At 69.4% G+C, this 12,742-nt stretch carries 11 protein-coding genes; 2 read left to right on the forward strand and 9 right to left on the reverse strand.

What is annotated here, in order from left to right:
* Positions 1 to 3: 3 nt before the first annotated feature.
* The 8 genes from SYV04_RS41475 to SYV04_RS41510 form a co-directional block, all read right to left on the reverse strand.
* Entirely contained in the window at positions 4 to 1,284 is a 1,281-nt protein-coding gene (locus SYV04_RS41475; protein ID WP_321551642.1) for an MFS transporter, read from the reverse strand.
* 22 nt (positions 1,285 to 1,306) lie between these two features.
* On the reverse strand, positions 1,307 to 2,602 hold the full coding sequence (locus SYV04_RS41480; RefSeq protein ID WP_321551643.1) for a M20/M25/M40 family metallo-hydrolase: 1,296 nt from the start codon (positions 2,600 to 2,602) through the stop codon (positions 1,307 to 1,309).
* A gap of 34 nt (positions 2,603 to 2,636) precedes the next feature.
* Positions 2,637 to 5,006, reverse strand: coding sequence for a xanthine dehydrogenase family protein molybdopterin-binding subunit (locus tag SYV04_RS41485; protein WP_321551644.1), 2,370 nt, complete (start codon positions 5,004 to 5,006; stop codon positions 2,637 to 2,639).
* Positions 5,003 to 5,473, reverse strand: coding sequence for a (2Fe-2S)-binding protein (locus SYV04_RS41490; RefSeq protein WP_321551645.1), 471 nt, complete (start codon positions 5,471 to 5,473; stop codon positions 5,003 to 5,005). The genes SYV04_RS41485 and SYV04_RS41490 overlap by 4 nt, the downstream gene beginning before the upstream one ends.
* Complete coding sequence (locus SYV04_RS41495; protein ID WP_321551646.1) at positions 5,466 to 6,314, reverse strand: FAD binding domain-containing protein; 849 nt, start codon at positions 6,312 to 6,314, stop codon at positions 5,466 to 5,468. Before SYV04_RS41495 ends, SYV04_RS41490 begins: the two co-directional genes overlap by 8 nt.
* Positions 6,315 to 6,910: 596 nt before the next feature.
* Complete coding sequence (locus tag SYV04_RS41500; protein ID WP_321551647.1) at positions 6,911 to 8,257, reverse strand: Sir2 family NAD-dependent protein deacetylase; 1,347 nt, start codon at positions 8,255 to 8,257, stop codon at positions 6,911 to 6,913.
* Between the two features lie 12 nt (positions 8,258 to 8,269).
* Positions 8,270 to 8,755, reverse strand: a complete 486-nt coding sequence (locus SYV04_RS41505; protein ID WP_321551648.1) for a hypothetical protein — start codon at positions 8,753 to 8,755, stop codon at positions 8,270 to 8,272.
* A gap of 63 nt (positions 8,756 to 8,818) precedes the next feature.
* Complete coding sequence (locus SYV04_RS41510; protein ID WP_321551649.1) at positions 8,819 to 9,154, reverse strand: ribosomal maturation YjgA family protein; 336 nt, start codon at positions 9,152 to 9,154, stop codon at positions 8,819 to 8,821.
* Positions 9,155 to 9,339: 185 nt separating this feature from the next.
* Here SYV04_RS41510 and SYV04_RS41515 point away from each other — a divergent pair, with 185 nt between their 5' ends.
* On the forward strand, positions 9,340 to 10,236 hold the full coding sequence (locus SYV04_RS41515; RefSeq protein WP_321551650.1) for an alpha/beta fold hydrolase: 897 nt from the start codon (positions 9,340 to 9,342) through the stop codon (positions 10,234 to 10,236).
* Positions 10,237 to 10,240: 4 nt separating this feature from the next.
* Here SYV04_RS41515 and SYV04_RS41520 read toward each other — a convergent pair whose 3' ends face one another.
* Positions 10,241 to 11,461, reverse strand: a complete 1,221-nt coding sequence (locus tag SYV04_RS41520; RefSeq protein WP_321551651.1) for an alanyl-tRNA editing protein — start codon at positions 11,459 to 11,461, stop codon at positions 10,241 to 10,243.
* Positions 11,462 to 11,592: 131 nt separating this feature from the next.
* Between SYV04_RS41520 and SYV04_RS41525 the strand changes: the two genes are divergently transcribed.
* The gene (locus SYV04_RS41525) at positions 11,593 to 12,594 is read left to right on the forward strand and encodes a WD40 repeat domain-containing protein (protein WP_321551652.1); all 1,002 of its coding nucleotides are present in this window, start codon (positions 11,593 to 11,595) and stop codon (positions 12,592 to 12,594) included.
* The last annotated feature ends 148 nt before the right edge of the window (positions 12,595 to 12,742 follow it).

Here is a 12,742-nt window from a genome sequence, read left to right on the forward strand (position 1 = left end):
CCTTCACTCGAAGCGGTGGTGCTGCCGCGTGTCTCGCATGAAGGTGTAGATGAGCAGTGAGCAGAGAATGGCGCCCGACACGTACCAGAAGAACCACGTCTCGCGCCCGGACAGCTTGAGCCACGTGCCCACGTACTCAGCCGTCCCTCCGAAGATGGACACCGTCAGCGCATACGGCAGCCCTACTCCCAGGGCCCGGATGCGCGCCGGGAACAGCTCCGCCTTCACCACCGCGTTGATCGAGGTGTAGCCCGAGAGGATGACCAGCGCCGCCATCACCAGCAGGAACGCGGTGAACGCGTCCCGGGTCTGCGTCAACGTCGTCAGCAGGGGCACGGTACAGAGCGTGCCCAGCACGCCGAACCCCATCAGCACGGGCTTTCGGCCCACCTTGTCCGAGAGCAGCCCGAACACCGGCTGCAACAGCATGTAGAGGAACAGGGACGAGACGGAGATGAGCGTGGCCTGGTCCCGTGTCAGCCCCACCGAGTTCACCAGGAACTTCTGCATGTAGACGGTGTACGTGTAGAAGGCGAGCGTGCCTCCCAGCGTCAGCCCGACGACCAGGGCGATCTCCTTCGGGTGCCGCAGCAGCTCGCTCATGGGACGCTGCTCCGTCTTCTTCGCCGTCTCCGCCTGGAAGGCCTCCGTCTCCACCATGTTGCGGCGCAGGTAGAAGCCCACCACCGCCAGCGCGGCGCCGCACAGGAACGGGATTCTCCAGCCCCACTCCTGGAGCTGCTCATGGCTGAGCACCAGCCGCTGCAGCACCAGCAACGTCACCGTCGCCAGGAGCTGTCCCATGATGAGCGTGACGTACTGGAACGAGCTGTAGAAGCCCCTGTGCCGGGAGGTGGCCACCTCGCTGAGGTATGTGGCGCTGGTGCCGTACTCTCCTCCCAGCGAGAGCCCCTGGAGCAGCCTCGCCAGGATCAGCACCGTGGGCGCCAGCACGCCAATCCGCTCGTACGTCGGGCAGACGGCGATGATGAAGGAGCCCAGGCACATCAGCGTGACCGACAGCGACAGCGCCGCGCGGCGTCCGTGCAGGTCCGCGTAGAGCCCCATCACCCAGCCGCCCATCGGGCGGATCAGGAAGCCGAGCGCGAACACCCCCGCCGAGTTGAGCTGCTCCACCAGCGGGTTGTCGCTCGGGAAGAACGCCTTCGCGAAGTACAGCGAGAACGCCGAGTAGATGTAGAAGTCGTACCACTCGATGAGGTTTCCCACCGAGCCGCCGAAGATCGAATACAGCCGCTGACGCACTCCGGTATCAGACTTCACCCTCCCCCCCTTTGACCCAGGCTCACAGGCGCACGAGCAGCTCGCGGAGGATGGAGAAGCCCTGTCGGAAGTCCTCCAGCCGAGCCTGCTCATTCGGCGCGTGGTAGTACGCCATCTCCCCGAAGCCCGTGATCTGCACATCGCAGCCCTGGCGCTGCAGGTCTCGCACGAGCGGCAGCGAGCCGGTGAGCGAGAACGGCGTGGGCGCCACGCCTCGCACCGCCTGCATCGCGTCTTTCAGCGCCTGGAGGCCCGGCGAGTCCAGCCGGCAGGCGATGCCCTCCATGCCGTTGCCCTGGAAGCGAAACGACAGTGAGCCGCGCTTCCCCGCCGCTGTGCGGGTGCGAGGGAAGCCCGCGGGCGCCTCGTCGCGATCCAAGCGCGCGTCCAACTCCTGCACGAAGTCCGTCACCGCCTTGCGCACCTCCGCCATGTCGTAGAAGGGCGTGAGGCGCAGGTCACCCTTGAGCGTGACATCGGCGGGAATCTTCGACTCCTTGGTGTTGGAGCCCTCCACCACCGTGGATTTGAGGCTGGACGAGGACAGGAAGCCATACTTCTTCTCGTCCTCCGTGGGCGGGAACCGCGCTTGGAACCAGCGGGCCAGCTCCAGCGAGGCGGCCATGCCCAGCTCCAGAGCGTTGACGCAGTTCTGCGGCATTCCCGAGTGCCCGCCCACGCCCGTCACCTTCAGCTCCCACAGCGAGATGCCCCCGGTTCCCAGCGTGGGCCCGAAGTTCGCGCTGTCCAGCCAGTACACCGGCTGCCCGGCCAGGTCCTTCAGCCGTCCCTGCTCGGCCACGTAGTCCAGGCCCAACCCCGGCAGCGACGAGGACTCCTCGTTGGCGATGAGCACCACCTTCAGCGTGCGGCGTGGGCGCACGCCCTTCTCGGCCAGCTGCGCCAGCAGATCCGTCAGCACCGCCACGTGGCCCAGGCAGTCCGTCACCCCGCGCCCGTAGAGGACGCCTCCTGGCCCCTCCCACAGCGTGAAGGGGCTGCGCTCCCAGCCCTCGCCCTTCTCGTCCGCGGGGACGACGTCGAAGTGCGCGCCCACGAAGCCCACCGCGCCCTCGCCTGTGCCACGCACGGTGAGCACCAGGCTGGGCCGCGCCTCCTTTCCCGAGGCCGCCAGCGACTCGGCCTGGATGAAGCCGCTCTGGATGTGCGGCGCCAGCGTGTCCAGCACCACCTGCGCGGCGAGCCGCTCCTCCGGCACCAGCCCGCCGGCCGGGTTGTTCTGCAGCTTCGGCGTCAAGGCGATGAGACGCCGGAGCACATCCAGGAAGCGGTCCTCGCGCAGGGTGAGCGTATTCATGGGGCCGGATTGGAGCCCAAGCCCCCGCCGGAAGTCACTGAGAACCACGGCCCCGCGCCATGAGCGCGCGCAGGACCCGTTCACTGGTGGCCGGAATCCGGTGTACGTGCGCTCCGGTCGCATGCCGGATCGCATTGGAGACGGCGGCGGCCACTCCGACGATGCTGGTCTCGGCCACCCCTTTCGCCCCGAATGGCGCCTCTCCGTGGGGATGCTCCAGCAGGACGGCGTGGAGCGCGACGGGAACATCCGGTGCCCCGAGGACCTTGTAGCCGCTCATGCTCGGGTTGGTCAGCTGGCCCTCCCGCCACACCAGTTCCTCCGTCAGCGCGAAGCCGAGTCCCTGCACGAACCCGCCCTGCACCTGCCCCTCCGCCGCCGCCGGGTTGATCGTGCGCCCCACGTCGTGGACGCTCCACCCTTCGAGCACCTGGACGTGGCCGGTCAGCTCGTCCACCTCCACCTCGACCACCTGCGTGGCGAACACGAAGTAGCCATTGCCCATCGACGACATCCCCTGGGCAGTCGTCCGCTTGGTGTCGATCGGGATCGGCGGGAACAGCCAACGGGAGCTGGCGATGATCGGCCCTCCCTTGAAGTAAAGCGCGCGGGCTGCGATGGCGCCGAACGTCACCGAGGCGTCGGGCTTGCCTTTGACTCCGACGATGCCGCCGGGCCGCAGCTCGAGCTCCCGCTCCGGGCGGCCCAGCATCTCACTGGCCTGCTCGAAGAGCTGCTGCTGGACCTGCTCGCACGCCTGGGTGACCACCCGGCCCACGGTGAACGTGGTGCGGGTCCCTCCGGTACACCAGTCGTAGGGTGAGCCATCCGTGTCCGGACTGGTGAAGTTGATCTGCTCCATCGAGAGCCCCAGGGCCGCGGCCGCGCACTGGGCCAGCGCCGTATCCGAGCCCTGGCCGATGTCCACGGCTCCCGTGTTGACGGTGACCGTCCCATCCTCGTTGAGCCGCACCGTGGCGCTCGAGCCCAGCAGCGCCGACACGTGCCCCACCGCAGCGATCCCGATGCCGCGCCGCTTGCCGGTAGGGGCGGCCTGCTGGCTCCGGCGCCGGTTCCAGTCCGACACCTCGCGCGCCCGCTCCAGGCAGGCCTTGAGCGTGCCGCTCTCGACGGGGACGCCTCCCAACCACCGCTCCCCCGTTTCGAGCGCGTTGCGGAGCCGCAGCTCGATGGGGTCCATGCCCAACCGCTCTGCGAGCTGATCGATCTGCACCTCGCTGGCGAAGTGGATCTGCGGGTTGCCGAACCCTCGGAACGCCGACGCCCGGAGCCGGTTGGTGTACACGCACCAGCACTCGATATCGACGTGCGGGATGCGATACGGCCCGCGCGCGAACCAGGCCCCCACCCCCGCGACGAACGGCCCATCATCCGCGTAGGCGCCCGTGTCGAAGTAGATCCGTACCTGGCGAGCCAGGATGCGGCCGTCCCGCGTCGCGCCCGTGCGCATGTGGATGCGGCACCCGTGGCGCGACCGCATCATCCGCATGTCATCCGTGCGCGAGAACGTCATCTTGACCGGCGCGCCCGTGGCCTTCGCCAGCGCCACCGTGATGGGCTGGTTGGTGGACTCCGTCTTTCCGCCGAACCCTCCGCCCACTCGGGGCGCGATGACTCGGATCCGGGACATGGGAATGCCCAGCGCCTCGGCGATGACCGCCTGCGTCCGGAACACGGACTGGGTCGAGGTGTAGACCGTCACCTTGCCGGTGTCGCGATCCACCGAGGCCAGCGTCGCGCATGGCTCCAGGTAGACGTGCTGCTGCGCGGGCGTCTCGTACACGTCCTCGACAATTACCTCGCACCGCTCCCACACCTTGTCCGACTCGCCCTCGATGAGCCGGATGTGTGAGGCGGCATTGGGCGCCTTGGCGCGGGCCTCGGTGTTCTCCTGGAGGCTGAAGTAGGCGTCACGCTGGGCGTGGAGCACGGGCGCGTCTGGGCGCAGCGCCTCCTCGGGATCGAAGACCGAGGGCAGCGGCTCGTACTGGATATCGATCGCCTCGAGCGCCCGGCGGGCCGTCTGGAGATCGACCGCCGCCACCGCCGCCACCGGCTCGCCCGCGTAGAGGACCTTGCCGCGCGCGAGCAGCGGTTGATCCTTGATGACCGCGCCGATCTTGTGGTCAGGCAGATCCTCGGCCGTGAGCACGGCCTTCACCCCGGGCAGCGCCTTGGCCCGCGAGGTGTCGTACGAGAGGATCCGGGCATGCGCATGGGGACTGCCCAGCAGCGCGCCATGGAGCATGCCCGGCAGGGTCATGTCGTCGGTGTAGACCGCGCGTCCGGTGACCTTCTCGCGCGCGTCCAGCCTCGGCACGGACTGGCCCAGCACCTCTCCCACCGGGGTCGGCCCTGGCTTCGGTTTCCCCTGCTGACTCATGGCCGCCCTCCCACCGAGGCGATGGCCTCCACGACCTTCGCGTAGCCCGAGCATCGGCAGACGTTGCTGCCCAGCGCCTGGCGGACCTCCTCCACCGTGGGGTGCGGATTGCGATCGAGCAGTGCCTTCGCCGTGATGACGATGCCGGACATGCAGAAGCCGCACTGCACCGCTCCGTGCTGGACCAGGGCCTGCTGCACCGGGTGGAGCGCGTTGCCTTGCTCCACTCCCTCGATCGTGGTGATCGCTCGGTCCCGCAGGGGCAAGGCCAGGGACAGGCAGGAGAACACCGGCTCGCCGTCCACCAGCACCATGCAGGCCCCGCAGCTCCCCTGGTCACAGCCTCGCCGGGTGCCCGTCGCGCGAAGGTCCTCCCGGAGCACGTCCAACAGCGTCCGCTCCGGAGGGACCGCGAGCGTGTGGGTCGTCCCATTGATGGTGAGGGACAGAGGGATCTTGTCAGCCATGGGCAGGCTCCCGGGCAAGGGACACGGCACGGCCGAGCAGGCGCGGGATGAGCAGGCGCCGGTACTCGGCCGAACCCCGAACGTCATCGACAGGCGAGGCGGCACGGGCCAGGAGCTGCCCCGCCTCGGCGATATCCTGTTCCCCGAGCGGGGTACCCACGAGCCGCTGGTCGGCGGCGGCGACATGGAGCGGCACCGGCCCGCAGCACCCCACGGCCACGCGCGCCTGGCGGCACGTGGCCCCCTCCATGGCGAGCACCAGCGAGATGGACACCGTGGGGTAGTCGCCGGACACGCGGCTGAACCGGAGGTGGTGTCCCACCGCGCCCTCCGGGCCCCGGGGAATGAAGATCCGGGTGATCAGCTCATCTCGGCCCAGGGAGGTCTGGAAGCGATCCACGAAGAGCGACTCCACGGGGACGAGCCGCCGGCCGCTGGGGCCCGCCACCTCCACCTGGGCCGAGGCAGCGACCAGGGCCACGGGAATCTCCGTGTTGGGATCGGCCAACCCGACCGAGCCTCCCACAGTGGCCATGTTGCGGATGGCTGGGTGCGCCAGTTGCTCCGCGGCGCTGCGCACCACCCTCATGGCCCCGCGCAGGCGCGTGTCGGCCGCCACGGTTCGGTGTCGCACCATGGCTCCCACCCAGAGCCCCTCTGGCGTCTCGGTGATGGCGGACAGTTCCTGAATCCGATGCAGGCTGACCAGCATCGCGGGCGCGGCGTGTCCCGCGTGCATCATCGCCACCAGCGAGGCCCCTCCCGCGAGACAGCGCGCATGCTCCGTGGAGGCCAGGAGGGCGACTCCCTCCTCCACCGTTTGAGGTTCCGCGTATCTCATCGCACCCCTTCCCCGACTTGGGTTCACAGGCAGTGTACCCAGGTCTCTTTCAAGGTGGTGTACACGGTCCTGCCGCATCACGTCACTCCGTGACACGGGGGAAGGCACGGACACGCACTCGGGCTCGCAGGTCGCGGGTCCCTCGTCTCGGCGCGGGGCCCCCCGTCAGCGGACGGGTCCTCCCGCGCCGGCCGTCCCGCTCTCCCTCGGCTCACGGGCCTCTTTGACTCCTCGGTCTCCAGCATCCTCTCAGGGCGCGCTCTCGCCAAACCTGTCCGGTTGTCTGACAGGTTCGGACGGGCCCTCTCCTTCAGAGGGTCTCCCCACGGACCTGCGTCGACGTTCTCTGCACGGATAACGCCATTCCCCCTGGCACTGAGCCCTACCGCAGCCCTCTCTTGACCGAACTCTATCCACCGCCTCGCACCGACCCGAGACTCGATGATGACGTGGAAATCAACGGTGGCTGCTGGTTCCGCGCCGACGACCTCAAGCCCCCGTGCTTGAAGGATTGGTACGAGTGGAAGGGCAGTTGCTATTGGCCCCTGCTGGCTCGAGAACGTCCACCCACCTCCTGAGAGGTGTGACGCGCCCACCTACCGCCGCAGGGCCTTGATCAGCTCGGGTAGCACCACGTCCGCCTCGCCCGGCAACAGCAGCGTGTCGAGGCTTCGCGACAGGCGGGAGGCCGTTCGCTTGAGTTCGATCACAGGCACTCCGTTGGCGCGCGCCAGTCGTGGCAACTCCGACGCTGGCGCCACGTCCATGGCCGTGCCCACCACCAGCAGTGCGTCACACCGCCGCACGAGCTCGAGCGCTTGATGCATCCGCGCTGACGCGACCCGCTCCCCGAAGAGCACCACGTCGGGCCGCAACGCACCGCCGCACCGCTCACAGCGCGGCGGACGCGGCTGGCCCGCTCCTACGTAGGAGGCCGCGGTCCGTCCGGGTCGATCGTCACAGTCATGGCACCGGGTCTCCAGCAACGTGCCATGCAGCTCGATGACCGGCGGCATCGGCACCTGGGCCCCCTGCACCGCCAGGTGCGCCTCCTGGTGCAGCCCGTCGACGTTCTGCGTGGCGATGCCCATCAAGTTCGGGCAGGCCGCGAGCGCGAGGTGCGCGGCGGCCGGGGGGTGCGGCCCCTCTCCCAGGAAGTCGGCGATCACCTCCCAGAGCACTCCCGGCGCTTCCCGGAACCGGAACACCGAGACCGCCGCGTCGCGGTCCCAGCGCTGCCACAGCTCCTTGCGCGTCGCCAAGCCACTACCCACCGAGAGTCCCGAGCCGGTCAGCGCCAGAATGGACCGGGCTCCGGCCAGCAGTCGCGCGGCTTCGTGTGGTGTCACTCTCCGCGTCGCCAGCTCCCTCTCGAACTCCGCAGAGGATGCGCCCTCGGGCTCTGGCGCCACCTCGTCCAGCAACTCCGTGACGAGCGGCGCGGCACATTGCGCCAGCGGCCGTGGACCCGCCGCCGCGTCCCGCAGGGCATCCGCGAGCTGCCCCCGAACCCGGTGCGCCAACAGCGGCCGCAGCGCGCCCGGCCCTGGCTCGAGGCTCGCCTGGAGGAAGCGGATCGCCTCGCTCCGATGCCCCGCGAACCGCAGCGCGATGCCCATCTGGTACCGCGAGATGCGGTGCCCAGGCTCCAGGGTCAGCGCCCGGGTGAGCCAGGTGATGGCCTCCTCGACGCCTCCCGCCACCAGGGCGAGCCCCCCCAACTGCGCGCACGCCGGCACCAAGGTGGGCGCGAACTCCAGCGAAGCCCTAAGCGAAACCCGCGCTTCCTCCAGCTCCCCCAGGAGCCGGTGCGCGATGGCCAGGTGGTAGTGCGCGCGTGCATCCTCGGGCGCATGGGAGACCGCCTCCCGCAGGCAGGTGGCCGCCTCGCGCTCACGCCCCGCCCGAAGCAGCGCCAGGCCTCGGGTGTGCAGCTCGTTCATGGCGGGCCCGCCTCAGGGAGCCGGGGCGGGCGCGGGCTTCTCGGGGCTGGGGCTGTCCCCAAAGGGAATCCCCGCGGGGATGAACGTCCCGTCCGGATCCGCCTGCCACATCGAGTAGCGGCGCGAGGACACTTCCTTCAGCACTCCGCCCTGGTAGCAGACCGTGTAGACCGTGGTCACCGGCTCGACGAGCGAGAACATGCCGTGCTGGAAGCACTCCATGCCCCCCGCGCGCATCTCCTTGCCGATGGGACGCCCGAGCTGCCCGACCACGTCCTGCTGCGACATCCCCACACTCACCGCCCGAATGCCGTTCGGGGTGATGATCCGCACCATCTCCGGCTGCCCCTGCATCGACGCCCACGCGGCCAGCGCCCCGAACAGCGGCACCACCACCACGAAGATCCAACGGCGGTTGGAGGCGCGCCGCTCACGAAAGGCGCTGAAGAGGTTGTCGGGCGCCGAGGTCGCCTGCTCTGCCACCGTGGAGGGATTCATGGGGGTCTCTTGCATTCTCACGCGGGAGGATAGCGGATACCCCAACCCCCTCCCAGGGCAGGTTCATTCCAGGGCCCTCCGCCGGGTAAGCAGCCCATCCACTCCCGCGGCCAGCAGACCCCCCACCGTGTAGCAGAGCAGATCCGTGGCCAGGAACCCTCGCCCCAGCACCAGCGCGCCCAGCCGGTGCGCCCGCACCGCGTCAATCCAGGGCGCCCGGTAGAGCTGGCTGAACTCCACCAGGAACGAGATGCCCACCGCGAGCCCCACCGCCTGGAGCACCGAGAGGCGGGGCCAGAGGAAGACGAGGCACGCGTACACCATGGCCGTCCAGAGCGTGTCACCCGCGTAGGCAACGATGAAGGAGGGCAGCGGGACGGCTCCGGAGCGTGATCCCATCCCCAGCACGGGAAGCAAGAGCAACAGCGGCAGGACCGCCCACCGCCGGCGGACGGGAGGGGGAGTCCCAGGAGTAGCATCCAAAAGTCGCATTTGCCGTATTCTATGTTCTGTCCGGAATTCAGGCCGCGCGTGCCGGACCCCCGTTATGCACGGGAGAGCCCTCAACTGGAGTGGAGAACGACATGCAGCACGCGTACGCAGAGATCAACGGCATCCGGATGCACTACGTGACGCACGGCACAGGGGAGCCCATCCTGTTCCTCCACGGGTTCCCCGAGTACTGGGGCGTGTGGAAGCCCCTGCTGAAGGAGTTCTCGAAGGACTACCGGGTCATCGCCCCAGACCTGCGGGGCTACAACCTGACGTCCCGTCCCAGAGATGTCGAGCAGTACCGCATCCAGCACCTCGTCGCGGACGTGCGCGCGCTGGCCGAGCACCTGGGCCTGCGCAAGTTCACCCTGGTGGCCCAGGACTGGGGCGCGTTCCTGGGCTGGAGCTTCGCGATCCGCCACCCGGAGTACATCCGCCGCTTCGTCAGCATCGACGTCACCCACCCCGCCATCTTCGATCGCGAGCTGAAGGAGAACCCCTACCAGCAGAAGGCCAGCCAGTACATGCTGGGCATCCTCAACAACCCCCATGCCGCAGAGGAGCTGGTCGCCAACGACTTCGCCCTCCCCCGCAAGCTCCTCTTCGAGGATGCGATCCACCACGGCGCCCGGCTCTCCGAGGAGGACCTCGCCGAATGGCTCACGGCCTGGAGGCAGCCCGGAGTGTTCAAGGCGGGGCACCAGTACTACCAGGCCGCGCGGATCGGCCCTCCGGATGGGAATGGCTTCCCGGGCGGCAGCAACCTCCTGGAGGACGTGCCCCAGGAGAAATGGAAGGTGAACTTCCCCGTGCTCATGCTCTGGGCCGAGAAGGATCCCTACCTCCTCGAGGACTGCCTGCGAGGCCTGGAGGTGCTCGCACCCAACCTGACCCTCCACAAGGTCCCCGGCGCCAGCCACTGGCTCACCCTGGAGAAGCCCCAGGAGGTCATCCAGCACCTCCGCGACTTCTTCGCCAAGAAGGGCTGAGCCCCTACCCCAGCAGCGAGGCCACGAGCGCCGGGAAGTCGGCCCCCGCCGGCAGGCGCCCCTCGGCGTGCTCGGGCCGGCCTCCCCCTCGCCCGCCGCCCGCCTCCGCCAGGCGCTTGAGGAAGGCGCCACAGCCGAAGGGGGAGCCGCTCCCGCGGGCGATCAGCACCGCCAACCCCTCGGGAGCGCGGCCAGCCAGAAACACCACGGCCTCCGGGCGCGCCGTCAGCCTCGCCGCGATCGCCCGCAGCGACTCGGGGCCCGCTCCGTCCAGCACCGCCACCACCCGGTGCTCCGGCGACTGCTCCAGCGCGGCGGCCAGCTCCGTGGCCGTCTGATCCGCCAGCTTCGCCCGGGCCGCCCCCAGCGCCTCGCGCGCCTCGGTGAGCTCACGGCGGAGCTTCTCGATGACGGTGGGTACCTCGCCCGGGCCACACGTGAAGGCCCGGCCCAGGCCACGCAGCGTGCCGGCCTCCTCCCACAGCTCGCTCCGGGCGCGAGGGCCCGCGGAGAACGACACCCGCCCCTTGCTCTTGTAGCGCTCCACCCCCAGCACCCGGATCAACCCCACCTGCGCCGAGCGGGTGCAGTGCGTGCCGCCACACGGCGACACATCGAAGTCGCCGATCTGCACCACGCGGATGTTGTCGGTCACCTTGGGCGCCCGGCGCAGCGGCAGCGCCGCCAGCTCCTCCGGCGTCGGGAAGAAGGAGCGGATCTGGATGTCATCGTCGATGACGGCGTTGACGAGCGCCTCGGCCTCGGCCACCTGCCGCTCGTCGAGCGCGTCCAGGTCCACGTCGATGGTACACAGCGTCTCGCCCAGGCGCGAAGAGACGGTGTGCGCGTTGGCCACGTCCACCAGCGCCCGCGAGAGCATGTGCTGCCCCGTGTGCAGCGCCATATGTACCCGTCGGCGGGCCCGGTCGATCTGCCCCGCGAGCTCGGCGCCCACCTCGGGCAGCCCCTTGCCCTCCGCCAGCTCCAGCACGTGGTGGACGAGGCCCGCGTCGTCCACTTGCACGTCCTTCACCGCCAACCCCCCGAGCACCCCGCGATCGGCCATCTGCCCTCCCGCCTCCGGGTAGAAGGCCGTCCGGTCGAGCACGAGGGAGGGGGCGCCATTCCACGCCGCGTGGGCGAGCACTCGCCCGGAGAACTGATGCAGGAAGGGATCGGAGTAGTAGAGCCGCTCGGTGGGAGACATGTCCCGAAGGGATAACATGAAGGACCGCCTCCGGCGCCCGACCGCGCCTCTCGCCCGGAGAGGAAGGTGTCAGGCGCTCTCCGCCCCCCGCGTCACCGCCGGCAAGCCCTGAAAACCCGGGCATCCCTTTGAAAGCACGTGTGACGATCATGAAAGCCGAACGCCTCTTCCTGCCGACGCAAAACCCTCCCGCCTCCCTCTGCTGGCACGAGGACTCCCTCATCGACTGGGTCTCGGGAGGCATCGCGTCCTTCCTCGATGGACGCACCGTCGATCCCCACATCCGCTACGCCTACCGCTTCGATGCCGCGGTGATGTCCCCGGACGGCCGCTACGCCGTCCTCTACGAGAAGCTGGGGACCAAGGGGCTGGTGCTGAAGCAGGGCAAGATCCTGCGGGAGATCAACCGCAGCTTCTACCACGCCACCACCTACGAGTACCCCGTCGCCCTGCACACCCTGCCCAGCGGCCGCACGCTCCTCGCCCACTGTCCCGACGAGTACTGCCGGCTCGACCTCGAGGACATCGAGACCGGCGAGCGGCTCACCCGCCGCGCCGACAGCAGCGTGGACATCTTCCACTCCCGCCTCCAGTTCAGCCGCGACGGCCGCTACCTGCTCAGCGCCGGCTGGGTTTGGCACCCCATCGACGTGGTGTCCGTCTTCGACGTGACCCGCGCACTCGAGCAGCCCGAGACCCTGGACCGCCCCGAGCCCCTGGAGACCGGAGACTGGGGCTCGGAGCTGCACTCGGCCGCCTTCGGGGACAACGGCACGCTGTTCCTCAACAGCTCCGACCCGTTCTCCGATGACGCCTCCTCCCTTCCCCAGGGGCAGGATTCCGAGAGCCTCGGGGTGTACTCGCTCACGGAGCGCCGCCTGCTCTCGCTGGCCCCCCTGCAGCACCCCGCCGGGACGCTGATGGCCGTGGGCAAGTACGTGCTCGACTTCCTCGGGCACCCCAAGCTCGTCGACCCCTCCACGGGCCTGGTCATGGAGCGCTGGCCGGACCTGGACACGGGCCGCCAGGGCAGCAGCATCATCCGCCACCTCCCTCCCCAGCCGCCGCTGGCGTTGGATCCCGTCGGCCGCCGCTTCGCGGTGGGCACCGAGAAGGGCATCGAGGTCGTCCGCTTCCTCACGGAGGCCTGAGACCGAGGGGCCGGGCCCCTCCGCCGGCGGAATGAGCCCGCGCCTCGGAAGGGTTGCGTGCAAGCCTCCTTCCCACGCTCGCCGTGCCCATTCCCTTGACCACCAACCGAACAGGCTCCTTTACCCCACGTGACGCATCGCATTACTG

The organism is Hyalangium ruber (assembly GCF_034259325.1).
Lineage (GTDB): Bacteria > Myxococcota > Myxococcia > Myxococcales > Myxococcaceae > Hyalangium_A > Hyalangium_A rubrum.

Coding starts and splice junctions, on each gene's coding strand:
- SYV04_RS41480 (WP_321551643.1), bottom strand. CDS start 2,602: ATGAATACGCTCACCCTGCGCGAGGACCGCTTCCTGGATGTGCTCCGG.
- SYV04_RS41485 (WP_321551644.1), bottom strand. CDS start 5,006: ATGAGTCAGCAGGGGAAACCGAAGCCAGGGCCGACCCCGGTGGGAGAG.
- SYV04_RS41490 (WP_321551645.1), bottom strand. CDS start 5,473: ATGGCTGACAAGATCCCTCTGTCCCTCACCATCAATGGGACGACCCAC.
- SYV04_RS41495 (WP_321551646.1), bottom strand. CDS start 6,314: ATGAGATACGCGGAACCTCAAACGGTGGAGGAGGGAGTCGCCCTCCTG.
- SYV04_RS41500 (WP_321551647.1), bottom strand. CDS start 8,257: ATGAACGAGCTGCACACCCGAGGCCTGGCGCTGCTTCGGGCGGGGCGT.
- SYV04_RS41505 (WP_321551648.1), bottom strand. CDS start 8,755: ATGAATCCCTCCACGGTGGCAGAGCAGGCGACCTCGGCGCCCGACAAC.
- SYV04_RS41510 (WP_321551649.1), bottom strand. CDS start 9,154: ATGGGATCACGCTCCGGAGCCGTCCCGCTGCCCTCCTTCATCGTTGCC.
- SYV04_RS41515 (WP_321551650.1), top strand. CDS start 9,340: ATGCAGCACGCGTACGCAGAGATCAACGGCATCCGGATGCACTACGTG.
- SYV04_RS41520 (WP_321551651.1), bottom strand. CDS start 11,461: ATGTTATCCCTTCGGGACATGTCTCCCACCGAGCGGCTCTACTACTCC.
- SYV04_RS41525 (WP_321551652.1), top strand. CDS start 11,593: ATGAAAGCCGAACGCCTCTTCCTGCCGACGCAAAACCCTCCCGCCTCC.